This window comes from Caldisphaera sp. (genome assembly GCF_049974385.1).
Lineage (GTDB): Archaea > Thermoproteota > Thermoprotei_A > Sulfolobales > Acidilobaceae > Caldisphaera.
Genome location: NZ_JBMFIW010000011.1, coordinates 23250 through 49684, shown reverse-complemented (window position 1 = coordinate 49684; position 26435 = coordinate 23250). Strand labels below are relative to the sequence as shown.

20 protein-coding genes and 1 pseudogene are annotated in these 26435 nt (G+C 30.5%); 11 read left to right on the top strand and 10 right to left on the bottom strand.

Annotation, left to right across the window (positions count from 1 at the left end):
* Positions 1–120 (top strand): annotated as a pseudogene (locus ACP5GV_RS04235) (30S ribosomal protein S15); the annotation flags it as partial.
* A 627-nt stretch (positions 121–747) separates the two neighbouring features.
* Here ACP5GV_RS04235 and ACP5GV_RS04230 read toward each other — a convergent pair.
* Entirely contained in the window at positions 748–2640 is a 1893-nt protein-coding gene (locus tag ACP5GV_RS04230; RefSeq protein WP_428102444.1) for a glycoside hydrolase family 15 protein, read from the bottom strand.
* 189 nt (positions 2641–2829) lie between these two features.
* Here ACP5GV_RS04230 and ACP5GV_RS04225 point away from each other — a divergent pair, with 189 nt between their 5' ends.
* Complete coding sequence (locus ACP5GV_RS04225) at positions 2830–4263, top strand: B12-binding domain-containing radical SAM protein (protein ID WP_428102442.1); 1434 nt, start codon at positions 2830–2832, stop codon at positions 4261–4263.
* Positions 4260–5777 (top strand): radical SAM protein, encoded by a 1518-nt coding sequence (locus ACP5GV_RS04220; protein ID WP_428102440.1) that lies wholly within the window; start codon positions 4260–4262, stop codon positions 5775–5777. The genes ACP5GV_RS04225 and ACP5GV_RS04220 overlap by 4 nt, the downstream gene beginning before the upstream one ends.
* Here the strand turns inward: ACP5GV_RS04220 and ACP5GV_RS04215 are convergent.
* Together ACP5GV_RS04215 and ACP5GV_RS04210 are read right to left on the bottom strand one after the other, a co-directional pair.
* On the bottom strand, positions 5770–6807 hold the full coding sequence (locus ACP5GV_RS04215) for a V-type ATPase subunit (RefSeq protein WP_428089576.1): 1038 nt from the start codon (positions 6805–6807) through the stop codon (positions 5770–5772). The two genes, ACP5GV_RS04220 and ACP5GV_RS04215, sit on opposite strands and share 8 nt — an antisense overlap.
* Positions 6808–6815: 8 nt before the next feature.
* Positions 6816–7151 carry a hypothetical protein gene (locus ACP5GV_RS04210; protein ID WP_428068875.1) on the bottom strand — a complete coding sequence of 112 codons (336 nt, stop codon included), beginning with the start codon at positions 7149–7151 and terminating at the stop codon, positions 6816–6818.
* 89 nt (positions 7152–7240) lie between these two features.
* On the opposite strand from ACP5GV_RS04210, the gene upp reads away from it, so the two are divergent.
* The 3 genes from upp (at position 7241) to gcvPB (ending at position 11071) form a co-directional block, all read left to right on the top strand.
* A complete protein-coding gene (gene upp / locus ACP5GV_RS04205) occupies positions 7241–7885 on the top strand; it encodes a uracil phosphoribosyltransferase (protein WP_428068876.1) in 645 nt (214 codons plus the stop codon).
* Between the two features lie 229 nt (positions 7886–8114).
* A complete protein-coding gene (gene gcvPA, locus ACP5GV_RS04200; RefSeq protein ID WP_428102437.1) occupies positions 8115–9512 on the top strand; it encodes a glycine dehydrogenase in 1398 nt (465 codons plus the stop codon).
* A gap of 2 nt (positions 9513–9514) precedes the next feature.
* Positions 9515–11071, top strand: coding sequence for a glycine dehydrogenase subunit 2 (gcvPB, locus tag ACP5GV_RS04195; protein WP_428102434.1), 1557 nt, complete (start codon positions 9515–9517; stop codon positions 11069–11071).
* Between the two features lies 1 nt (position 11072).
* Here the strand turns inward: gcvPB and ACP5GV_RS04190 are convergent, their stop codons facing one another.
* Positions 11073–11666, bottom strand: a complete 594-nt coding sequence (locus ACP5GV_RS04190; RefSeq protein ID WP_428068879.1) for a CPBP family intramembrane glutamic endopeptidase — start codon at positions 11664–11666, stop codon at positions 11073–11075.
* Positions 11667–11813: 147 nt separating this feature from the next.
* Here ACP5GV_RS04190 and ACP5GV_RS04185 point away from each other — a divergent pair, with 147 nt between their 5' ends.
* A complete protein-coding gene (locus tag ACP5GV_RS04185) occupies positions 11814–14222 on the top strand; it encodes a DUF3536 domain-containing protein (RefSeq protein WP_428102432.1) in 2409 nt (802 codons plus the stop codon).
* A gap of 50 nt (positions 14223–14272) precedes the next feature.
* Here the strand turns inward: ACP5GV_RS04185 and ACP5GV_RS04180 are convergent, their stop codons facing one another.
* Positions 14273–14761, bottom strand: a complete 489-nt coding sequence (locus ACP5GV_RS04180) for an NUDIX hydrolase (protein WP_428102446.1) — start codon at positions 14759–14761, stop codon at positions 14273–14275.
* 725 nt (positions 14762–15486) lie between these two features.
* Between ACP5GV_RS04180 and ACP5GV_RS04175 the strand changes: the two genes are divergently transcribed.
* Both ACP5GV_RS04175 and ACP5GV_RS04170 read left to right on the top strand, forming a co-directional pair.
* Positions 15487–16473, top strand: coding sequence for a TIGR00269 family protein (locus tag ACP5GV_RS04175; RefSeq protein WP_428102430.1), 987 nt, complete (start codon positions 15487–15489; stop codon positions 16471–16473).
* Positions 16474–17523 carry a radical SAM protein gene (locus ACP5GV_RS04170; RefSeq protein ID WP_428102428.1) on the top strand — a complete coding sequence of 350 codons (1050 nt, stop codon included), beginning with the start codon at positions 16474–16476 and terminating at the stop codon, positions 17521–17523. It begins immediately after the preceding gene.
* A 45-nt stretch (positions 17524–17568) separates the two neighbouring features.
* On the opposite strand, the gene cas4 is transcribed toward ACP5GV_RS04170, so the two are convergent.
* The 4 genes from cas4 to ACP5GV_RS04150 all read right to left on the bottom strand — a co-directional run bounded on the left by cas4 (position 17569) and on the right by ACP5GV_RS04150 (position 22652).
* The gene (gene cas4 / locus ACP5GV_RS04165) at positions 17569–18240 is read right to left on the bottom strand and encodes a CRISPR-associated protein Cas4 (protein WP_428102426.1); all 672 of its coding nucleotides are present in this window, start codon (positions 18238–18240) and stop codon (positions 17569–17571) included.
* A complete protein-coding gene (ileS, locus tag ACP5GV_RS04160) occupies positions 18189–21365 on the bottom strand; it encodes an isoleucine--tRNA ligase (protein ID WP_428102423.1) in 3177 nt (1058 codons plus the stop codon). Before ileS ends, cas4 begins: the two co-directional genes overlap by 52 nt.
* A gap of 9 nt (positions 21366–21374) precedes the next feature.
* Positions 21375–21626 carry a hypothetical protein gene (locus ACP5GV_RS04155; RefSeq protein WP_428102420.1) on the bottom strand — a complete coding sequence of 84 codons (252 nt, stop codon included), beginning with the start codon at positions 21624–21626 and terminating at the stop codon, positions 21375–21377.
* A gap of 132 nt (positions 21627–21758) precedes the next feature.
* A complete protein-coding gene (locus tag ACP5GV_RS04150; RefSeq protein WP_428102418.1) occupies positions 21759–22652 on the bottom strand; it encodes a hypothetical protein in 894 nt (297 codons plus the stop codon).
* Between the two features lie 201 nt (positions 22653–22853).
* Between ACP5GV_RS04150 and ACP5GV_RS04145 the strand changes: the two genes are divergently transcribed.
* Both ACP5GV_RS04145 and ACP5GV_RS04140 read left to right on the top strand, forming a co-directional pair.
* On the top strand, positions 22854–24767 hold the full coding sequence (locus tag ACP5GV_RS04145; protein WP_428102415.1) for an arginine--tRNA ligase: 1914 nt from the start codon (positions 22854–22856) through the stop codon (positions 24765–24767).
* 115 nt (positions 24768–24882) lie between these two features.
* Positions 24883–26034 carry a PLP-dependent aminotransferase family protein gene (locus ACP5GV_RS04140; RefSeq protein ID WP_428102413.1) on the top strand — a complete coding sequence of 384 codons (1152 nt, stop codon included), beginning with the start codon at positions 24883–24885 and terminating at the stop codon, positions 26032–26034.
* Positions 26035–26041: 7 nt separating this feature from the next.
* Here ACP5GV_RS04140 and ACP5GV_RS04135 read toward each other — a convergent pair whose 3' ends face one another.
* Complete coding sequence (locus ACP5GV_RS04135; RefSeq protein WP_428068898.1) at positions 26042–26389, bottom strand: PadR family transcriptional regulator; 348 nt, start codon at positions 26387–26389, stop codon at positions 26042–26044.
* Between the last annotated feature and the right edge of the window lie 46 nt (positions 26390–26435).

The following is a 26435-nucleotide window of genomic DNA, read 5'->3' as shown; positions in this document are numbered from 1 at the left end:
ATATTTACTGAAAGCAAGATAAGGAGGCTAACTAAATACTATAAGAGAATTGGGAAGATTGCAAAAGATTGGGAATACGATCCCAATACTGCTAAACTTTTGGTAGCTGGTAGTAGCTAAGCAAAATATTAAATTAAACTTATATTTCAAATTCTCAAATACTTTCGTGAGTTTTATCTATATTTTTAATTTAGCCTTGAACTCAATAAACTTAAAGTAAAACTATATTAGAGCTAATTGGGTTTAAGCTTCATTGAATTTTAATGAATTTATATTCAATTCTCAGCTATTGGACTTCACCAAAATCACAAGGCATGACCTCTTTCATTCTTCTTTTCCTTTTTAGCAGGATAACCCCAACCCATATACGTAGAAATCCACGGCTATTATTGTTTTTACAAAAACTTAAAATATTCAGAATTTTAAAAACTTTATCCAACCTCTAGAAGGAGCGAAGCTTGTTATTTGTATTTACCAAATAAATAAAGTGTAAATATAGTGTTATATTATTACTCCTTCCGCTTTTGCTAAATTAATAGAGTAATTGTAATGAGCATCAAATATGTATTCAATCATAATTTTTTGTATCTTTGATTCTAATAAATTAAAGTTTAATTGCCATAAATTAATTTTACATCATGAGTAATTTATGTTTTTATATAATAAACATTAATAATGTTGTAATTATTAATAAAATAATTAAGCAAATTTCATTAATAGCATTTATTAATATTAATTTTCGTAAAATTATTTCTTTAAAACACTTCTTTTTTCCATAGCATATGATATGATGATAAGTAAAACTATTAATATTACCCAAGTAATTACTGTATCTATTTTATTAGAATTATTTGATGGAAGGTTATTTATAGTAATAACATACATAGCCGCGGACCAAGTTAACGGAGATGTAGTTGGTAAAGGATTCCCATAATTTGGGTCTACTGCCTCAGGTAATAATCCATTTTGAGAATGGGTATTAACCCAATTTAACAGACTAATGGAACCTGATATATTACCTATAAGCTCATAATAATATGAAAGGAATAAAGTTGTAATATCCCAAGGTGAATTTGGTGAAGAACTATCATATAAATATTGTGAATAATGATAATTATCGTTAGTAAAACGTGATAATCCTCCCAAAACTGTTAAATGTGCTATTTCCTGGTTAACATCGCTATATGCAATCTGAGAGCTCGGATCAATAAATCCAAAATCAATAGGTAAAATTGTAGAGGAGTCAAAATTAGAATAAGAGGGAACTAAAGTAACTATTTTTGTGTTATTTTCATAAATTACTGATGGAATTAGGCTTGGATAAAAATATTTTCCGTTCCAAAAATATTTCATTATGCTCTCATTTAATTCAGATGCAGCAACTTTAATTAAAGAATTATTTATGCCTAAGTATTGATATATTAAAGAGGAATCGTATAATCCTATATCATCAATTGATTGTGTCCAAAAATTATATGCTAAGTTCGATTCCCATACACTTAGATCCTCTGGAAGTAAGTGAAATTCATTTCGATCTATTTCATTTATTTCATAGGTAAGCGTTTTATTTAGCGAAGGTAAAATAGATGTAAGAAAACTATAGTTATGGGTTATTTGAAAATACTCATAAACACCAATTTCAAAAAGTCCAATACTATCAAGTTCAGGTATACCAAAGTTAGTATCTGGCTGGCCGTTATAAAAATTGTATCTTGTGTACCACAAACCGTCCTTAATTTGGGTAGAGTTAGATTCCCATATCCAGAACTTATATGCAGAATTAATATGTCCAGATTCTTGAAGAGCGATAGCTGCAAAGGAAGAGTCTCTTAACCAGTTATAAAGATAAATTGGTGAAGGAGAAGCGGCGAATTCCCCAGTTACAGGATTTTGATCATCTTTAATTAATAACAATGATAGATAATAATCTGATACAAGCTTATTACTGATTTGCGTGTTCTTAACTTTTGAGGATTTATAAAGCCAATTGTTGACTTGGTTTAGATTGTAACTTATTAAATATGATGGAGAATAAAATTTTGAATCGTTGATCGAAAATTCTAAATAGCCATTATTTGAATAAGAAACTTGCAGAATTTTTTGAGAATTTGAGTTAATTAGTTTATATGTACCATTGAAAAAAATGTATATGGACGGATTATTGTTAACTATTGCTTCATTTGAATATATGTTTATGCTATAATTAGATGGTATGTATATAGAAGAAATTATCTTTTTATTGGGAAATATTAGCATTAGTATAGAATTCATGCCCTGAGGAGATAATATTTCAATTTGGCCATTTTTCCCTTCAATCGTTATTGTATTATTTAAATTTAAAGCTGAATAATAAGCAGGGAAAATATTGAATTGTATTTCATAGGGTAATATTCCAAAACTTCCATAATAAATATTTTTTATTGATGTATTTGAATTTTCAAAGCCATTTAATGTAGCATTAGGTATTGGTATACCTGTTATAACTAAAAAGCTTATATTAACCCAATTACCCAACAATAAATAAGAAGGATAATAACTTAAATCCCTATTATAAACTGTAGAAGCATTTGTGATGTTAGAAAATATAACTATAGCGAATATAATAAAGACAGCAAGTATTTTTTCAGATTTTCTTTTCATTTTGTTTCACTTTATTTAATTCATATTTATCGAAGATATTTAATTTTAATAAACATTGTAAATATAAAAATAAATAAATTTTTTATTATTAATAGTTTTATCTACACGTAAAAATGGGTTTTTCAAATAATTCTAATCAGCTTAGCTATATTAATTTTAAAATATATATAAATAAATAAGGGATCAAATTTGAAGGTACTATTAACTTTACCTCCCGAAATTCATAATTTAGAGATTTATAGAGTTACTGGTATGAGAGCTCCGCCTTTAGGTATACTTAGTATAGCAGCAGTTCTAGAAAAATTTGGTTATAAAGTTGAGGTTATAGATAGTCCAACGCTTCAATTGGATTTTAATTCTTGGTTGTCTAAAGTAAAATCAATAAAACCAGATGTTATAGGAATATCGATGCAAACCCCAATGGCTCCAAAGGGTTATATGACCGCAAAACTAATAAAACAAGAAATGCCAGATATACCACTAATTGCAGGCGGTAGTCATCCTTCAGTAATGGTTGAAGAGGCTTTAAACAACGGGTTTGACATTGTAGTTAGGGGTGAAGGAGAGTATACTGCATTAGAACTTATTAATCATCTTGAAAATAAAGGTTTAGAAAAAACAGGTTTAAGCGATATAGCTGGCATAGCATTTAAATTTAATGATAAAATAGTTAAAACAAATGATAGACCCTTAATACAGAATCTCGATGAACTTCCATGGCCAGCTAGACATTTGGTAGATATGAACAAATATACCCTTTTTGGTAAAAACATTAACATAGCTCATATAATGGCTAGTAGAGGTTGTCCTTATGGGTGTATATATTGTATAACAAGCTATTATTGGGGAAGAAGATTCAGATACAGATCTGCTGAAAACGTAATAGAAGAAATAAAGTACTTGTATGATAAATATCATGCTAAAACTATTGTATTTACGGATGATGAATTTACGGCTAATTGGAAGTTTGTTAAAGACTTTATAGATCTTTTAAAGAAAAATAATTTAGATATAAGTTTCTCATGCGGAACAAGGGTTGATCTTATAAATAAGGATCTTATGAAATTGTTATATGATAATGGTTGCAATGCATTATATTTTGGTGTAGAATCTGCAAGTCAGGATACTTTAAATAAAATAGGAAAAAGGATTACTATTGAACAAGCAAAGAAAGTATTTTCTTATGCAAAAGAACTTAAGGGATTTACAACAGGTTCATTTATTTTGGGATTTCCATGGGAAACTGTTGATGATATGAAAAAGACCATAGAATTTGCAGTAAAATTAAATCCTGATTATGCACAATTCACTGCATTAACTCCGTATCCCGGGACACCACTATACGATTATGCTCTAAAAAACAATCTAATTGTTGATAAGAATTGGGAACATTATACTACTGTGAGGCCTGTTATGAGAGGTTTTAATTTTTCAGATAAAGATTTAGGAAGGATGGTTATTTATGCTTATCGTAAGTTTTATGTCAGACTTAATTTTATGGTGAGGGAAATGAGGGCTGGAAGATTCTTAGATTTATTTAAAATCGTATCTAAAAATTTAATTATTTCTCCCGTTGAAGATAAGATAAAGAAAGTTTTTGAACCTTTAAGGTGGGAAAGATGAGCATGGATTCTGATTACTATATGGAAAAGGTTAATAGTAATGGCGATATAGGTCATTTATTAGCAGGGATTAGAATTTTATTTAATAATCCTGCAACAAAGTCTTTGTTGAAAGTAGCAACAAGAAACATCATGGTCAAATATAAAAGTGGGGAAATAAAAGATGCCCCAATAATATATCATGCTTTGTCAAGTTTTGTTGGAGAAGGTATATCAGAATGTCCTATATCTGCAAGATTTCTAATACCAATTATTGACAATATAATAAAGCTAGGAATTCTTATGCTTAATGGTGATCTAGAAGCAGCAAAAAAGGGTATTTCCGATCCAGCGATTAGGAGAGGAGTTTCATTAGTTATGAAGGGCATAGGGTTATATGGCGTTACTGTCCCTCAAAAAATGCCAGCTCCATTTTTAATAGTATGGAATATGACAAATATGTGCAATTTGAATTGCATTCATTGTTATCAGAAGGCTGGAAAGCCAACACCGGACGAACTAACTTTAAAAGAAAAATTAAATTTAATAGAACAATTAGATAGAGCTGGAGTAGCATCAATAGCATTGAGTGGAGGAGAGCCTACTATACATCCAGATTATTTTACTATAGTTAAAGAAATATCAAAAAGAGGGATTCATACTGGAACAGCCACAAATGGTTGGTTATTTTCCAATATTAATTATTTGGAAAAAGCAAGAGATAGTGGATTAAGATATGTGGAAGTGTCTTTGGATAGTTCAGATCCAGAGAAGCACGATAAATTTAGAGGAGTTAGAGGATCATGGGAAAAAGCTGTTAAAGCTTTAGAAAATGCTGTAAAATTAGGTATGGATCATGGTATGGCTATAACTATAACTAAACTTAACTATAATGAGGTTAAGGACCTTTTAGATTTAGCTGAAGATATACACGTTAAAAGAGTTATATTCTTTAACTTTGTTCCAACAGGAAGAGGAAAAGAAAATATTTGGTTAGATCTTGATCCCATCGAGAGAGAAAAATTCATGAGATATATATATTCTGAAATGAAGAAAAGACAGGGCATGCAAATAGTAAGCACGGCACCTCAATATGGGAGAGTTGCATTGGCCATGAGCCAAGGTAAGGAAATTGCGCCAACTCACTTTGCTGTTTCAGGAGATCCTATTGTAAAAGCTGTAGCAGAATTTGTTGGTGGATGTGGAGCAGGGAGAATATATGCTGCTATTCAACCTAATGGAGATATTTCACCATGCGTCTTTTTGCCTATAACTGTTGGTAACATAAGGCAAGAAAGCTTTTGGGAAATTTGGACAAAAAGTAAGGTATTTAATGATTTAAGAGATAGAAGCAAGTTGAAAGGATTTTGTAATTTATGTCCATTTAAAAATGTGTGCGGAGGTTGCAGAGCGAGAGCTTATGGCTATTATAATGATTACTTGGCACCTGATCCAGGATGTATATATAATCTTAAAGAATGGAAGAAATTAAAGGAAGAATCTCATGTTAAATTAAAAGAATCGCTTATTAAATAATTAATAATTGTTCATATTCATCTTTATTTAACCTTAAGTAAGCTGAAGATATTACGGTTTTTAAGTTGCTGGCTTCTTGTTTGAGTAGTATTAAGGCTGCAGAAATTAATGATGGTGAGAAGGGATAGGATTGGAATGCTGCTTCTGAGCTTCTCTTTGCGCTTAAGTTTGAACTTTTTCTAATAGAATCCATTATTTCTTCCTCTTTTTTACCTTCTATTTTTATATATTTGAAATGTTCTCTAAGAGAAGTTGATAATGCTATAGGATCAGCAGATTCTCTTTCATAAATGCTACTAATTTTATTCCATGATATGTTGCACGCGTTTATTTTGCTAAAGCTAAGCTCTATAATTCTTGCGGGTATTTTTAGCAAAGATGCCTGAATTAAACCTAATGCAATTTTTCCTTCAATTATAGGGCATAGTGTTTTTGAAACATAGTTTTTATCAATGCTATTCAGGTCAGAAAAGCTATCATAGTACAAATTTGATGTTGCCGATAAAGAGTACCAAGTAATCACACTTGAATCCTTTAATTCGTTGAAATATGAATATGCATCCTTCAATGCATTATAAATATGTTTATATTTTAATGAGATTTCTAAGTATCTTTGGATACCAGCTAATGAGTCTGGTTCTGCTAATATTTTGTTCAAAGAGCTCTGGCTCCATAGCAATGAAGTTAGGTTGTTCTTGTCAACTTCTTTTCCTTCAGCTATACTTCTTAGGACTAATAATGAATCGTTTATTTCGTCTTCTCTGGCAAATGCCAAAGCTAAATTTACAGCCTCTTTGGGAGTAAAACTAGAGATTTCGTCTACGGCAGAATAAAATCTCTTCATTATTTCTTTCTCAGCATCTTGAGCGTTTTTTGTTTCAGAGACGGCTTTGTATCTAGTTTCTCTAAGATATGCGTAGATATCTGTTAATGGTGGAGTGAGTTCCCTTATTTTATCTGGCGATATTAATGTGGATTTTAAATATCTTAACCTAGGAACTATTTGAGCATATGTTGAAGGGCTACCCAAAAATATATTCACCCTGAAACAATTTTCTTTATTTGATCAAAGACTTCCTTAACTGCTTTATCGTAATTTTCTTTTCCCATTTTTTCTGAGTTTTCTAGTTCTTCTTTTTCTTTTTCTTTATATGCTTCCTCTAATTTCTTAACACTTTCTTTATATGCTTCCTCTAATTTCTTAACACTTTCGTCAGAAAGGAACTTGCTCGTTTGTCTTATCTCTCTTCCTAAGCTATCTGCTAATTGAACTAAATCGCTAGATAACTCTTTTGATTCTTCATTAAGCTTTTTCAATGAATCTTCAAACCAAGCTATCGTTTCAGCAAGTTTAGCTATTTCTGATTTTGCCATATGAGGCACCTTTATAACATCTTAATCAAGTAATAGAGTATAGTAGAGGTTAAAAAATCTGATAGGGGACAAAATATAGGTGTGTTCGATTGGTTGAAATTAAGGTCTTGGGAGAAAATCTACCCATAGCAAGATATATATTAAAAAAATTAAGAAACAAGGAAACTGGCTTATTTGAATTTAGAAAGGCAATGATAGATGCAGGTAAAATATTAGCTATAGAAAGCTCTAAGGAGCTCTTATGGAAGGAAACAAAAATCGTAACACCATTAAACGAGGAGGCCATTGAATTTGATTTAATAAATCAACCTATCCTTATTGGTATTCTAGGAGCTGCTTTGCCCTTAATAGAAGGATTTATGGATATATTTCCCGAAGCTCCGGTAGGTCTCGTAGCTGCAAGAAGAAACGAGAGTTATGGATCAATAATTATAGACATATATTATAAAAGATTGCCTGAAAAATATGATGGCGTAGCGTATTTAATTGATCCTATGTTAGCAACAGGAAAAACTATGGAAAAGATAATAAAAGAATTATATAATAGAGATATTAAAAAAATTATTATAGCATCTGTTATAGCATCTGTAGAAGGTATTAAGTATCTCTCATCGACCTACAATAATTTAATTATATATACTTTAGCAGTTGATGAAAAACTAAATGATAATTTCTTCATAGTTCCAGGATTAGGAGATGCAGGTGACAGAGGGCTAGGAATACAGCCCAACTAATTTTTATTACATGAATAAACAGTAAATGTTAACTCCCCGGTTAACAATTAATTTTTTGTTAAAACTTGGGTCATAGAGAATGATAGTATAATCTTTAGAATTAATAAGAAATAAAAGCCATATTTTAATGTGGTATTATATTTTTATCTTAAGCATAATTTAAATTTATTAACAAATAGCAAATTAAAATATTTATAATCATTAATAACATTTAAAAAAGGGATTAGAAATGGAACATAAATGGATCCCTAATAGTTCAAATGAAATTAAAAAATCAATGCTTGATTATATTGGAGTTAAGGACGTTTTGGAGCTATATAATGATATACCAAAAGAAATCCTAATAAACGAAAAAATATGGGATAACTTAGGTATAGGTAAAAAGAGACCCCTAGATGAGATAGAAGTAGAAAAAATAATTGATGATATTTTAAACAATAACTTGATATTTAAAGAATCTAAGCTCTTTATTGGAGGAGGCGCATGGCCTCATTATATTCCAGCTGCAGTGCAATATTTAGCTGAAAGAGGAGAGTTACTAACCGCTTATACTCCATATCAACCAGAGATTAGTCAAGGATTGTTACAAATACTCTTTGAATATCAAAGTCTTATGGCAGATATATTAGAAATGGATGTAGTTAATGCAAGTATGTATGATATGGCGAGCTCTTTAGGAGAAGCATTTCTAATGTCTTATAGAATAAACAATAAAAAGAAAATATTGATTCCAGAAACAATAAATCCTTTTCATTTATCAGTAGCAAAAAGCTATACATCACCTCATGAAATATCGTTGGTTACATATAAGGTAGATCCTGAAACAGGCTATGCCGATATTGAGGATTTAAAAAGTAAATCTTCTGATGATATTTCTGCAATATACCTAGAATACCCCTATCAATACACTGGTGTTGTTGATGTTAACGCAAAGTCTATTGGTGAAATAGCCCATAGTAAAAAAGCTTTATTTATAATGGGAGTAAATCCAACAAGTCTTATGATATATAAAACTCCCGGAGAACTGGATGCAGACATTTCTATAGGAGAAGGACAACCATTGGGATTAGGTCTAAATTTTGGTGGTCCATATCTTGGTATATTTGCAACAAAATGGAACGCAGAATTTGTGAAGCAAATGCCGGGAAGACTTATAGGTATGACTACAACAATAGATGGCTCATCTAGAGCTTTTGCAATGATAATGCAGACAAGAGAGCAGCATATAAGAAGATCTAAAGCTACTAGCAATATAACAACTAATTCTGGACTTAGTGCAATGATAGCAGCTTTTTATGTTTCATTATTAGGAAAGAAAGGCCTTAAAGATGTTGCTGAAGCAACATGGTATAGAAGCCATTATGCTTCTAAGCAACTAAGTTATCTAGGTTTTAAGTCTCCTTTGTTTAAGGGAGAATTTTTTGGGGATTTCATTATTGATGTTAAAACCAACTTCGAAGATTTAAGAAATGTAATGATAAAAGAGGGATTATTATTTGGCATTCCATTAAGCAAATACGTAACTTGGGCTAAGGATTCTTGGGGTTTGTTAAGCTTTACTGAAGTTCATTCTAAATCTGATATAGATCTTCTTTTAGATAAATTAAAGAAAATTAAAGGTGAGTAACTATGTTTAAACAGGCTAAATGGGAGGAGCCTCTCATATATGAATTGGGAAGTGGGAGAGAAGGGATAAGATTTAAAGAAATAAATGATGAATTTAAAAAAATATTAGGAGAAATATCAATACCTAAAGAAATAAAAAGAGAAAATGATCCCAATTTACCAGAATTAAGTGAAGTGGAAGTTGTAAGGCATTATACAAGGCTTTCAGAGATGACATATGGAGTAGACTCAGGTCCAGTGCCTCTTGGAAGTTGTACAATGAAATATAATCCTAAAATATCATTAAAATTATCTACGGATAAAAGACTTCAATTAATACATCCATTACAGCCAGATTCAACAATTCAAGGATTATTAAAAGCGTTATTCGAACTACAAAACTGGCTAGCATTGATAACTGGAATGGATATTTGTACATTACATCCGGCAGCAGGGGCCCAAGGAGAATTGAGCGGAGTATTAATCATAAGAAAATATCATGAGCTAAGAAACAATTTAAACAAGGATGAAATAATTGTTCCAGACTCAGCCCATGGAACAAATCCCGCAAGTGCAGCAATGGCTGGTTTTAAGACTATAGAAATACCTACAGATAATTCAGGAAACATGGACTTTGAAGCTTTCTTATCATCATTATCATATAACACTGCTGGCTTAATGATAACAAACCCAAGCACGTTAGGTTTGTTTGAAGAAAAAATAATTGATGTTGCTAAAGCTGTTCATGAAAAAGACGGATTATTATATTATGATGGCGCAAATTTGAATGGAATATTAGGAAAAGCAAGACCAGGAGACATGGGATTTGATATAGCCCATTTAAACTTACATAAAACCTTTTCAGCTCCTCACGGAGGTGGCGGTCCAGGGTCAGGTCCTGTTTGCATAAAGAATCGTTTAGTTAAAGAAAATATAATGCTTCAAGATTTGTTACCAGGACCTGTAGTTTATTATGATGAAAATGATAAAATGTATAAAATAAGGTGGCCCGGCAAATATAGCCCAGGTTTGATGAAGTCTTTCTTTGGTAATGTTCAACAGTTATTGTGGGCATATACATATATACTAAGCTTAGGACCTCAAGGTTTAAGAGAAGCAGGTGAAATGGCAGTTATAAATACGAATTATTTCATAAAACTGATGAAAGACTCTAAAGGATATTCAATACCTTATGGCAGCAATAGATACAGAAAACATGAAGTAGTATTAAGTGCTGAGCCATTACACGAAGAAACTGGAGTTACAGCTGAAGACGTAAGTAAGGGTTTATTAGATTCAGGATTCTATGCTCCAACAATTTATTTCCCATTAATTGTTAAAGAAGCATTAATGACAGAGTTCACAGAGAGCGAGACGAAAGAAAATATAGAAAACTTTGCAAAAAGATTAAAAGAAATTGAAAATATAGCAAGAAATGATCCAAACGAGCCTAAGAAATGGCCTTTAAATACAGCAGTTGGAAGAATAGATATGGTTAAAGCTAATCACCCAAAAACTATAACGCCTACATATAGGGTTAACTACTTGAGATCTAAAGGATTGAGAGGTCCTTTGCGCTAATTTATAATAACATTTTTAAAAACATAAGATAAATCCAAGTCACATGAACTATAGAGGAACTTATCAAACCTAATTTTTTTGCGGTAAACGATAAAAAGAGACCTACTATAAATGCGGCAATTACTAAAATTAGATTTAACGACACAGAATGAACAATCCCATAAAATACGGCAGAAAAGAGCCAGTTAATTTTTAAATCCTTCTCTATTATTACTTGTTGCAATAATCCTCTCCAATATGCTTCCTCCATAACACCAATTAACGCAAGTAGAAAAATGCTCAGTAAACCTTTTGGAACCAATCCGTACACATCTAAAACCTCTCCTTCTAAACCAAGTTTTATAGACACTATATTCCCGCCATAAAATACCAAATAAAGTATTATTGATATACCTAACGAAGAAAGTAAACATAATACATTACAACTCTTGTATTTTTCTCTAACCTCTTTTTTAGTTAACGATATTATTCCAAGAATACTTGTTGAAGTTGCCATAGCATAAATAAAATGAGAACTTAAAACATCAAAAGTCAAATACCAAAGAATCCAGGGTAGTACTATCATGAATATATCAAACCTTGATATTTTTTTCAATTCAATTACCTCCAATGCTCTATTACCTTTACAAATGAGGCATATTAAATTTAAAAATATTAATAGATACATTTTTCTTCAGAACTCAATTTATTTATAGCTGTGTAGCTTTTAACCACTATAAAAATATATTTACTAGGGAAAAAATTGGTCAGCGATGAAAAATATATAGCAATATTCGGTCATTTTTATCAACCACCACGATTCAATCCATGGATTTTAGAAATAGATTTAGATATAAGTTCTAGACCTTATCATGATTGGAATGATAGAATAACCAAGGAATCTTATTTACCAAATGCCTATGCAAGATTGAAAGATGGAGAAATAATTGAAGATGTAGTAAATAATTACAAAAAAGTAACTTTTTCGTTTGGTCCGATACTATTATCATATTTAAAAGAAAAATATAGTAAACTATATAATTTAATAATTGAAGCCGATAAAGAATCTTCATCTAAGTTATCAGGTCATGGAAATGCCATAGCACAGCCATATGCCCACATAATAATGCCACTCTCATCAAAAGAGGATAGAGAAAGGGATATCTATTGGGGTATAAAATTTTTTGAAAAAACTTTTGATAGATATCCTGAAGGATTTTGGCTCCCTGAAGCAGCTGTAGATAATTTAACATTAGAAATTCTTTATGATTATGGAATTAAATTTGTCATATTAAGTCCTCATCAAGCAAAATCAATAAAAATTAATGATAAGTTTGAAGAAATTAATGAAAAAACATTAGATACTAAAAAAGTATATAGGGCTTTACTACCATCTGGGAATTATATCGGTGTTGTGTTTTATAACAAATGGTTATCAGGTTTAGTTGCTTTTGGTGATCTTCTTAAAAGTGGTGAACTCTTTGCTAGGAAACTAATTGAGTCTTTTGATAACTCTGAAAAGCCCCAATTAGTTAGCATCGCTACTGACGGAGAAACCTACGGACATCATAAACCAAAAGGGGAAGAAGAGCTAGCAAAAGCCTTATCTATTATAGATTCTTATGGAATTAATATAACAAATTATAGTTATTTTTATTCAACCTACGGAGCATCTAATGATATAACAATAAATGAAAATACTTCTTGGAGCTGTCCTCATGGTATTGAAAGGTGGAGATCCAATTGTGGATGCGCATCAGATATTAGACCGGGCTGGACCCAAGAATGGAGAACCCCTCTAAGAAAATCAATAGACTGGTTAAGAGATATGGCAGAAATAACTATACAAAACATAGGTCCTAAAGTATCTAATGATATAAACAAAGCTATATTAAATTATGTCGATGTTTTTTATGATTATAAGGCCGAAAACGTTTCAAGCTTTGTTGAAAATTTTGCGATCAAAGGAGAAGAAAACAAAATAGTTGATCTTCTTAAATTAATGGAAATAGCTAAAAATTCTATTTTAATGCAATCGAGCGATGCTTGGTTTTTTGAAGATATTTATAGGCCTGAGCCTATTCAATCCCTTAGATTTGCAAAAAGAGTTATACAATTAATTGAAGAATTAGCCAATACTAGAGTTGAAGAGCAATTTTTAAACATATTGAAAGATGCAAAATCAAATAATCCTAGATACGGCAATGGCAAAGAAATATATGAAAAAGAAGCTATTCCTGCTTTGATGACAGCAGAAAAAGTAGGTGCAAGCTATGCAATGAGATTACTTTTTGAAACAATATCAAAAGAAAATGATTATTATTCTTATAAAATTATTTTGGGTCCATATAAGAAGCTAGAATTAGGAAGGGCTAAAGCCGTTACAGGAATAGCGACTTTAATTTCTAAAATTACTTGGAGGAGCACACCGATTATGTTTGCATCAATATATTATGGTTGGTATAACTTACATGCTGGTGCAAAGATATTAGTAGATCAAAAGTCATATATTGAATTTGAGAGCTCTGTAACAGAATTTTTTAATAATGGATCATTACCTGATATCATAGACATATTACAAAAAACTTTTTACCCGAATTATTATAATCTGAACAATCTGCTAAAAAATGATCAAAAATTTATTATGGATCATGTGTTGGACTCTGCGATTATAGAGCTAGCAAGACAATATGAAATGCTATATAACAATTATCTTCCTGTTATGGAATATGTAAGAAGCCTTAACTTAAATTACCCTAAAGTTTTTGAATTGCTTTTACAATTCGAGCTCGAAAAATCAATTTTAGAAATTTTAGAGCAAGAAATTATAGACTTTAATAGATTAGAGCAAATAATACAATGGTCTAAAAACTCAGAAGTAAGCATAGACGATTTAGTTCACAGTTTGATTAGGGAAAAAATAGAAAAGGTATTGGATAATTTGATATTGAATCCCCAAGACATAAATTCTATTAATATATTACAAAAACTTCTAGAAATTTCAAAAGGATTAGACATACCTCTTGAATATCTATGGAATGCACAAAACAAGTTTATTTACTTGAGAAACAATATTTTAAGGCACCTAATATCTTCGGAAGATTATTTAATGAAAACTTTAATACCTCAATATAAGATAATTTCAAGTTATTTAAAGATAAGGTTCCCATAGCCTTAAATTAATTTTTAGATGATAAAATTATTAATAGTTTCTATATCAGTTTAAGAGGTTGTTAGCTTTATATACCCTTTTTGCTTTAAATCAATTATTATTCTATAAGACAAACCCCATATAACCATGTTACCTGGTAACATAAAGCCGTTTACGTATCCTCTAATGGGATGAAATACTAATCTAGGTTCCCTAATAGAATCTAAAGAAACCCATATAACATGATCTACTTCAGAGTCTTTTGGTTTTGCATCTATGGGACCCTTTAATATGCCTATTACAGGTAATACTCTTAATTTAGGCTGTGAAGATGTTTCATGAACATCCATTACCCCTAAAATATCAACAAATCTAGGAAAAACATCAGCTTCTTCCCATGCTTCCCTAAGAGCTGCATCTATATATGTTTCATCTTTTTTTATATGTCCTCCTGGAAATGCTAAATCACATGAAAAACGTCCTGAAACCAAACAATTTTTTCTTACCATCAATACTTTGGGAGGATTTCCATATAACAAAACTAAGACTGCTGCATCTATTTTATCAGACGTTTTGACAGCACCTTCCTATACTTTCAATATATTATTCTTCCGTTAAAGCATATATTTTATTCACTTAGATCTATATAAAATAAATTTTTTAATTATTATTTGAATTTTCATATGGGATATAATTATATTCCAATAATATAGTAAATTTAAAATCGAAAATCAATTAATCATTAATAAAATATGACAAAAAGAATGGCAAGCTCTGCCTTTCTGAATGAGGAGTAAAGTTTTAAATTCTAAATAAAGTTTTTTAAATTCTAAAATGTGTTAAGGTATTGTAAAAATAATAAGGTGTGGGGAAGCCAATAACTGGCATGTTAAATATGTGTTAAGTATTCTCGCACAGATACATATCCCTGAGTCCCTGAGAGATAGAGAGTTCTCGGTAGTGAGGGATAGGGGTAATGGGTTGAAGATCTAGCAGTGGTCTACAGTTAAAACTAATGGAGCGGGGTGGCTTTTAGATACTAGCTATGAAGTGATGAAGATAAAGGCGGCAAACTATAAATCTGTGAACCATTCTGGGGGAACCCTCATCCTTTATGGCAGGGGGAGGTCAGCAATTAATTTTTTATAGATTATTAAACATTTATAATTTTTTAAAATGAAAAATTATTTTTAAAATTGTTAATTTCTATAAGAAAAGTTAATACCCTTAACTTTGTAATTAATCTATGAAAATAAAATAGCGTATAGCAAATTCGGTGAATCTGATGAAAACATGCGATGTTTGCAAAGTTAGACCAGCAGAGATTTATCAACAACATTCCAATAGAAAGCTGTGCAAAGAATGTTTTATTGAAGATATAAGCAATAGAATTGTTAATGAGATAAAAAGATGGGACATGATAAAAAGCAATGACGTAGTAATGATGGCTCTAAGCGGAGGTAAAGATGGATACGTCATGTTAGATGTGCTAAGCAGATATTTTTCAAAATCAAATAAGCTTATCGGACTAAATATTATTGAAGGAATTCATGGATATAATAAAGAAGAAGATGCAAAATTTTTAGTTAACACAGCTAAGGAGTTAGGAGTTGATATAATTGTTACCAGTATAAAGGATTATATAGGCTATAGCATGGATGAAATATTTAATAAATCAAGAGAATCCAAGAACTATTTCACACCATGCACGTATTGCGGTGCATCTAGAAGAAGAATAATGAATTATTATGCAAGAGAAATGGGTGCAACAAAACTTGCTACAGCACATAATCTAGACGATGAAGCTCAAACAGCTATAATAAACTTAATGAAAGGGGATATAAATAGCTTACTAAAGCAGCACCCAAATGCAAGTGTTGCCGATGATAATATGCTAGTAAAGAGGATAAAACCTTTAAGGAAAATATATGAATGGGAAACAGCTACTTTTACATTTATAAGAAAGTATCATATTCAACAAACAGAGTGTCCTTATATTGAATTAGCCCCTACGCTAAGAGCGATCGTGAGAAGAGAACTTTATAAATATGAAAAAGAAAATCCCGGGATTTTAATAAAATTTATTGAGACTTTAGATCAAATCTTAGACTACATACATCCCCAAGAGATTTCTACAAAACTAAATAGATGCACAAAATGCGGGGAACCTACGACGTTAGGAAGGAATTTATGCAAACTATGTGAACTTCTATCTAGCATAGGTATTGAAAATCCCAACTATACTCTTAGAATTCCTAAAAAAGTGATTTAAATGAATTGCGATATAAAAATTAAAAATGTTTCAAATTTTTATGGAAGACCAATTTATTACATAAATAAACCAATTCCATTAATGGGTCATATAGCTTTTGGATTAATCGATAGAGGAACTAATATAATACAAGTAAGACCTATTAGCACATGTTTTCATAACTGTATTTTTTGTAGTGTTGATTCTGGCCCTAATTCGAAATTTAGGACATCAGAATACATAGTGGATGAAGAGTGGCTTTTTGAATGGATCAAAAACATAGCGTCAATTAAAAATGATGAAATAGAAGTTTTAGTAGATGGTGTTGGCGAGCCAATAATGCATCCAAAAATAATTAAATTAATATCATTAATTAAAAAAATTCCCAATGTATATAGTATTGCGATAGAAACCCATGGAGGATCTTTATCTTTACCTCTCGCAAAAAAACTCGATAAAGCAGGATTAAATAGGATTAATTTGAGTATTGACTCTTATACTAAAGAAAAAGCTAGATATTTGGCTGGAGTAGAATGGTACAATTCATTAAAAATACTTAAAATTGCAAGCGATATAATAAAAGAAACCAATATTGATATAGTATTGACACCAGTTGTCATACCAGAAGAAAACGAAGATGAAATGAGATATCTAATAGAATGGGCTAAGGAAAACAAAGCCGGAGTTAAAAGCAATTATCCAACTGGAATTTTAATACAAAAATTTGAAATTCATCACTTTGGAAGAAAGCCAAAGAAAATAAAGCCATGGTCATGGCAAAGATTTTACTCATGGCTAAAATATCTAGAAAATGAGTACGACTACAAATTGCTTGTAAAGCCTGAAGATTTAGGGTTTAAAAAATCTGTAAAAATAGATGAACCATTTCATGTTAATGATAAAATAAAAATAAAAATTGTTGGAATAGGGTGGCTTAAAAATGAATACTTAGGCGTCGATGAAAATTGTATTAGAGTGATTTCAGTTATATCTAAAGAAAAAATTAATAATTCAACTATAAAGGCAAAAATTATAAGAGATAAAGACAACATATTTGTTGCTAGGCTGTAATAAAGTATAACATTAATTAATTAAAATTCTAAGAATTTAATTTTATCAATATATTAAATTAAGGTTTTCTATCCAACTACCAGGCTCAAATAATTCTTGCTTATCAGGTTCTAACCCCTCATCCAATGAAAAACATTCTTGTTTATATGGACAGCTATTACATCTATTACCTCTTTTAGCATAAGGTAATATATTGCTATATTTTACTAAAAGCATCTCATCTAAGGCCTTCATAAGCATTGAAACAAGTTCAGTGTCTAAATCGAATACTTTTGATTTATTTGGATATCTTATTTCTATTTTAGCTTCTTTTAGATTTTTTTCTCTAATCAAAATTATGCTATATGCGGCCGCTTGCATAATGTCGCTAATCCAAGCCCCTTTGTAAGGAGGTTTAGAACTTTTCCTTTCTATTACGTATGCTGATGATTTATCTATTTTAAATGCATCAGGTCTTCCCCTTATTATTAAATTTCCTAAATCTGTTTCTATGGGTATCTCATACGAATATTTTTTAATTATATCTCTTAGCCTGAAAGCATAGTGAAAAATACTACCAAAAAATAATCGAATCCTAGTTGCGATACTTTTTCTTTTCCTTATATGTGTTTCAAAGAAATAAACCCTTGGACAATAAAAATATGAATGTAACTCACTTGGATGTATTACTGCTTTAGTTTTATTCCTATTATTATCCGTCTTTCTTCTACCTCCCATTCCTTCGAATAGGAATCGTCTGGTGGGCTGATGTAATTTATCGATTTACTTCTAGTTTCATTTTTAATATAACCTTCCAAAGCTTTAATATTATATAAATATTCGTTATCATCAGTTGTTATCCAAGTTTCTATATAAGCATCTACTGGAAGTCCTAATTCTTTTCTCATATATTGAATTCTTCTTATAATATCTCTTGCTAATCCTTCGCTATGTTCTTCTTCACTTACTCTTTTATCAATTGCTATAACTCCAATATCAGATTCTGATACTTCTAACCATTCAGGATAAGTGGCTTGTATTTTGAAATGCTTAGCTTCTAATTTAATTTTTTCTCCATTTATGTTTAATTCGTAATAACCGTTTTTTACTAATGACTGTCCAATTTCTTCTTCCTTGTTTTTTACTTCTTGAACTATCATAGGCAAAATTTTCTTAAAAGAAGGACCGAGCTCCTTATAATTTGGCTCTAATTTGTATATCTTTGCTTGCTCAAAAAACTCTTTTCCTACTACTTGTATATCTTTTACATTTGCCATTTCTTTTATATAAGGTTTCATTTCAATAATTATATCCTTTATACCATTTTCGTGAGTTGAAACTATTAAACTTTTTATCGGTAATCTTATTTTAATCCCAGCTTTCATTCTAGCTGACAAAGTATTTTCTATAATTTTCTTTGCTAATTCCATTTTTGATTCTAGCTTCTCATCAATATAGCTTAAATCAGCATCTGGAATTTCTAATAAGGATATACTTTCAGGTAAATTAGGTTCTGCAGATCTAACAAATTTTTGATATAGATATTCGCTAATAAATGGAATTATTGGCGTTGATAATAACAACCAATTCTTCAATACATAATAAAGCGTTGCATATGCGGCTCTCTTGCTAGGTGTATCTTCATCTTCCCATACCCTTTTTCTTATAAGTTTCAGATACCAATGACTTACGTCTTCAACTATGAAATCAATAACTAATCTTGCAGCATTATGAACTTCTAATGATGAATAATATTTGTTAAAATTCCTTATTAGGTTATTTAATCTTGATAAGAGCCATTTATCTTCAATTTCTAACGTAAGATTGTCTAATTTAGTGTTGTTTGGATCAAATTTGTCCAAGCTCATATACATAGATGCAAATGAAAATACATTCCATATTATAGTGAAATTTCTTGAGAGTTGCTCAATTCCTTTCCATGAAAACTTTAAATCTTCCCATGTTGTATTTTGTAGCACATAAAGTCTGACCACATCCCTAGGCTCTTTTGACATTAGTTCTTCAAAAGAGACATAGTTACCAAGGGATTTGTGCATTTCTCTTCCTTGCTCATCCAATACAAAACCATGTAATAAAACCCTCTTATATGGTACACTATCAAAACCAATAACACCACTTCTCAATAAACTGAAGAACCATCCTCTAGTTTGATCATGACCTTCTAATATTAAGTCTGCCGGAGATAGATTTTCATAAAGATCTTTATTTCTAGGATAATTCAGACTTGCATAAAAAGCTATTCCGCTATCAAACCAAACATCTAATACGTCACTTACCCTTTTCATTTGGCCTCCACATTTAGGACATTTTAATATGACTTCATCTATCCACGGCCTATGCATATTAGAAGGTCTTTTACCATTTAATTTTAATATATCGTCTAAACTTCCTATAACTTCTATATGGTGGCAGTTCTCACATTCCCATACAGGTAATGGTATTCCCCAAAATCTTTGTCTACTAATTACCCAATCTCTTACATTGCCAACGATATTCATAAATCTGTCCTTTGCCCATTGAGGAACCCATTCTGCATTATTAGCTTCATTAATTAGTTTTTCCTTTATCTTAGAAACCTTTATAAACCATTGTTCTGTTGCCCTTAATAATAAAGGTGTTTTGCATCTCCAGCATACAGGATACCTATGTTTTATTTTACCTAAATGCAGCAATGCTTTCTTTTCCTTTAAATCTTTTAGTATTTCTTTGTTTGCATCAGTTCTAAAGTATAGTCCTGCATATTTACCTGCATCTTCGATCATAAATCCTTGATCGTTAACAAGACTTATTAAAGGTACACCCAATTTACTACCAACAATAGCATCTATTTCACCATGCCCAGGAGCAGAATGCACTAAACCTGTACCTTCACCACTAACAACTGCTTCTGGCGCCATCACAACCTTGTGATATTTCTTAAGTTCATTTTGCGCTTTAACCAACTCCTCTAACGGATGTACATATTCTAATCCTTCAAGCTCTTTTCCTTTAAATTCTTTAATTATTTTATACTCTTTAATTCTAGATTCTTCTATAACTTTATCAAGCCTTTCTTTAGACAATATTAATTTTTCATTATTAGCTTCTATCATAACATAATCTATATCGGGGTGAGCCATGACGAATGCATTAGCAGGCAATGTCCATGGCGTCGTTGTCCATATTAGTAAATATGTATTTTCCTCGTTTTTCACTTTAAACTTGACATAAACCGATGGATCTTCTAGCTCTTTATATTCAGAAACTTCATAATCAGCTAATGTAGTTTCGCATCTTGGGCACCAATGTAAGACATTTTTCCCTCTATATAAAAGGTCTTTTTCATATGCTTTTTTTATCAAATACCACCCTGATTCTATATATGAATCTTCATAAGTCAAATATGGGTTGTCCCAGTCCATAAAAACTCCAACTTCTTGGAAATCTTTTGTCATTGCACTAATGTTTTCCTTTACAAAGGCTAGACATCTATTTATGAAATTATCAACGCCAATTTTATTAACTATATCTTTCTTGTTATTTGAGCCTAGCTCTTTTTCTATCATAACTTCTATTGGTAATCCATGAGTATCAAAACCTGGTTTATCCCATACGTTAAAGCCTTTCATTCTATAATACCTTAGTAAGGTATCTTTTAACACCTTATTCCAAAGCGTTCCTACATGTATTGTTTTTGCATTAGCGTAGGGTGGCCCATCTAAGAAATAGAACTTTTTATTAGAACTATTGCTTTTTTCTTTTATTTTTTTGTATATTTCTTTATCTTTCCAGTAATTCATAACCCATTCTTCTATACTTTTTTGATTATATTTTTCCTTTGTTAATTTATCATCTATTATCAATTTTAATCATCACCTAGTTGTGTCTATAAAATCGACCCTAACATATTGAGAACTCGTCAATGAAGTGATTAAATTCTTTATTTCACCCAAATATGAATCGCTATCTAAATATAACTCTATAGCTCTAAACTCATCTATTACATTTGATTTTATAACATTTACCTGAGAATTGTACTTGTCTTTTAAGATTTTCACAATATTTTCAAAGTTTTCATCATTAAACTCTGTAAAATATATCCTATATAGCTTTTTATGCTGCAATCCCTAATCCCTCTCTAAACCTCACAAAATATACACATATAGGTAGAAAATTAATTTTTTGTTTTGAAAAAAGGTACTTGTTAGTACAATCTCTATACTTGCAATAAAAATATTGATATTTATCATTATTTATTATTTTCTATCCATAACCTTTAGTTTTCCCTTTCTTAAATCCCATACGGTTTTTACTAAGCTACCTATCCCTATTCCACCAACAACAAAAATTACTAGTATAAATTCTATGTCTATTGCGTTTAAATTCGGTATTGAAAGACCAGTTGATATTGCAAAGCTATCTATAGATGGCATAAATATAATTAATAAGCCTATTAATGAAAAAGCTATACCTCCATAGTACAGTGTACTCCCTGCAGTCTTGCTACCAACGAATTTAATATCATTTTCTGCATAACCCATTTTTCTCATTATTCCTCCAAAGAAAGCGCCAAGAATAACTTGCATTGTCATAGTCCCTAGTCCATAAAATAGTCCAGGCAAAGGCGCATAAATTAATGATGGTACTTTAGGCGCTAAAATAAAAGTTATTATAGAAGCATATGCGCCAAATCCAAAACCAGCTACTAATCCATGGATAATAGTCATTTTTAATGGCACATCTTTAGGTATTTCAACTCTTTCTGCTTCTTCAGTATGCCTACGAGTTGGTATAAGATGTATATGTATATATTTACCATGCAATACATACGACCCTGCAATTGCCATTAATATTCCTACAACTATATCAACAGGACCATCCAAATTGTAGACCTGATAAATTTTTGCTAAGCCAATATACCCAATAGTTGTTAAAAAAGCTCTTTGAATGGTAAAACCTAAGGAAAACAATAGTCCTGCTAGTAATCCACCTTTGATACTATATTTGCCTACAGCATAGCTAAAAGTTATTGGCCAAGTATGTTCATCAGGTGTAATTCCATGTAATATCCCTAAAATATAAGATATAAAAATAATTGAAGCTAAAGTTAACGTGCCCGTTGGACTTAATATGTATTGTAATAAGTTCATAATTACTCACCTGTGCACATTATTCCAATAAATATAAATTAAATGTGCACCTATATATTTGTTTCCACATATCATTAACGCTGAAATATAGAATTGTATTAATTTAAATGCAAAAGAAATTTATAAATTGTGTTTCAAATAATTAAAATTCTGATAATATTTATATCTACTATAAACTAATTAGAATAAGAGGAATAGAAAATGGATAATCCATTTGTAAAGACTATAGATATAATAGCAGACACAATATCAAATGAATTAAAAGTAAATCAAGAAGAGGTTTTCAGATTCTTAATGGAACCGGTAAAAGAAGAATATGCCGACTTCTCTTTTCCTATAAAAAGATTTCTAAATAAACCTGAAGATCTAATATTTAAAATCTATAATAATTTAGACAGCAATAACTTAAAATTAGTTGATATAGAACCAGTATCTGGTTTTCTAAATTTTAAATTTAAAGAAGAAAGATTATTTGAGAAAATTATAGACTATGTAAAAAATGGAGGGGTTATAAAAACTAAGAAATCAGATAAACAATTAACAATAGTTGTTGAACATACTAGTGCGAATCCTATTCACCCTTTGCATATGGGACATACAAGAAATACTTGTATTGGAGACACACTTTCAAGGCTATTAAGTGCTAGAGGACATAAAGTTAATAGAAGATTCTATATCGATGATATGGGAAGACAGGTAGTTATTGCTGCTCTAGGATTTAAGATAATTAATGAAAACCCACTTGAACTATCTAAAAGAGTTAACATAAAACCTGACAAATTAGTCGGTTGGATATATGCTGTTTCCAGCACAACATTAGATGCTTTAGAAGCCAAGAAGAAAAATAATATGGAGGAAGCTGAAAAGCTTGCAGCTGTTTTAACAAAACTAAAATCGCAAGATCCTAGCAATCTCTTTGATAAGCTATTTTCAGGCTTAAGCTCGTTAAGTGATCCAGAAAAAGAAATTTCAAATATTATGCTAAATTACGAAAAAGGTTTGGATCCAGAAAAATCATTAATAAGATCAATGACAAAAAGCGTTTTAAATGGATTTATGGATACTTTAAATAAACTAGATATTAACTTTGATAATTGGGACTGGGAAAGCGACATAGTATGGAATGGTTTGGTTGATAATGTAATAAACTTAGCAAAAAATAACAAATATTTTACAAAATTTAAAGATGCCGATGCTTTAGATATTCCTTCTATAATAAACGAGTTAGTAAAGAATGATCAACAAATATCAAAAATAATAAACTTGCCAAAAGGATTTGAATTGCCTCCTTTAATATTAAGAAGAAGTGATGGATCAACACTATATACTACAAGAGATATTGCATATTCTATTTATAAATTTAATGAAACAAAAGCTGATAAAGTTATTAATGTAATAGGAGCAGATCAGAGATTACCACAGTTACAAATTAGGCTTGCATTACTAGGTCTTGGTTTTAAAAAAGAGGCTCTAAATCTAATCCATTATGATTATGAAATTGTTAGGCTTCCAGGAAAGTCAATGCATGGTAGAAGAGGAGAATATGTTACCCTGGATGAAGTTATAGAAGATATTAAAAATAAGGCTGTAGAAGAGCTTAAAAATAGAAATCCAAATATAAGTAACGATAGTGCAAACGAGATAGCAGAAAAGATAGCAATTGGAACATTGAGGTTTTCCATGGTTCAACTAAATTCTATGAAACCATTAACTTTCGACATATCCAAGGCTATTAATTTAAGAGAAAACAGCGGTCCTTATTTACAATATACATATGTTAGAGCATTGAATATATTAGAAAAACACGGCAAAATAAATTATGATGCAATTAAAAATGATACAATTAATCATAAATTAAGAAGATCGATGTTAATAAAAGCACTTAAGTTCCCATTAATTGCAGCAAAAGCTGCTGATGATTTATCACCCGAAGATCTAGTTAGTTATTTAGTTTCATTATCTGATCAATTTAACCAGTGGTATGAAAACGATAGTGTTATAAGAGAAAACGATTATGGAATCAAAGAAGGGAAAGCGTTATTGGTTGAATTAGTAAAAAATACGTTAGATGAAGGATTATATTTGTTAGGTATACCTAGGTTAAACAAAATATAAAAATTACTAAACATAATTTTAGTTAATATTATAATACAACTTAATCTGTTAAGAAAAAACTAAATAAAAATTATATACCACTATTTTTCCAACTACAACGAGACAGGTGCTAAGAATGGATATTTATGAAATGTTAAATACTGATATCAAAATAAATATGGCATTTGGATATCCAGGATCCGAACCCTTACAACACAAGAAAATCTCTAAAATATTGCATGAATCAATAATTAATGAAGGAGAAGCTGCATTGCAATATACTCCAGCAACTGGGTTGAGCTATGTAAGAAAAACTATAAAAGATTATTTAATTAATAAGGGAATAGTTATGAATGAATATGACGAACTTATTCTTACCCCAGGTGGGATGTCTAGCATATACTATACATTCTTTTCAATATTAAACCCTAAAGACTATATAGTAGTTGAATCTCCAACATTTGCAGGTGCTCTTGATGCAATAAAATTCGTTAAGGCTAAACCACTTCCTATTAATATTGATGAAGATGGATTAAAGGTAGATAACCTTGAATATAATATTAAGAAAGCTATAAATGATGGAAATAAGGTAAAGGCCATATATACAAATCCTACGGCGCATAACCCTACTGGAGTTATTATGAGCGATGATAGAAGAAAACAATTAATAGAAATTGCAAATAAATATGACATCTTAGTTATAGAAGATGATCCGTATGGATTCTTTGTATTTGATACTGATAAAAGGTTTACTAGTTTGAAAACATTAGATAGTGAAGGTAGAGTAATTTACATGGGCACTTTTAGTAAAATACTTGCACCTGGTCTAAGATTAGGATATATTATAGCAAACAAAATTATAACTGATGCCATAGAATCAATGATAACAATAACAGCCATAAACCCTAGTACTTTGTCTCAATATATTGCTATGTATGCTATTAAGGAAGGCGTAGTTGATGAAACAATAGAAAATGCTAGGAAAGTTTATAGAAAGAAAAGGGATGTACTTATAGAATCTTTGGAAGAATACATGCCAAGCGGTTCAGAATGGTACAAACCTAAAGGAGGCCTTTTTGCTTTTGTGTATTTACCTAAAGAAGTAGATACTACTGAAATGCTTCCAAAGGCTATTGAAAGAGGAGTAGCATACGTTCCTGGAAGAAACTTCTTTGCAGATGGAAGCGGTTCAAATGCTATGAGAGTTAACTTTAGTTATCCAAGCATAGATAAACTTAAAGAAGGAATTAAAATAATTGGAGAAACTGCAAAAGAAATTATAAAGTAACTTAGTGTCATGTCTGTTTTTCAATCTTATTTATAGTATTTAATATCTCATCAATCATTAATCTACCTTTTTCTAAAACATTTTTATGTTTTCTAAGGAAATCTATTCCTTTATCTGTTATATAATATTCTGTAAGCTTTTGACCTCTACTATTACTTTCTCTTTTTGCATTTATCAAACCTTTATTAGACATAACCTTTAACAAAACATAAACATAACCTGGAGAAAGCTCTTCTCCTATTTTCGAGGAAATCTCTTTGTTAATTTCATAACCGTGAATAGGCTTTTCATAAAGCATCTTTAATATCATTAATGAAATTATGCCTTTTAACATCTTTTTTCTTTCTTTTGGCATTTTTTGCACTCTCTTTGTTTAATTTAAATATTCTATCCCTTAAATA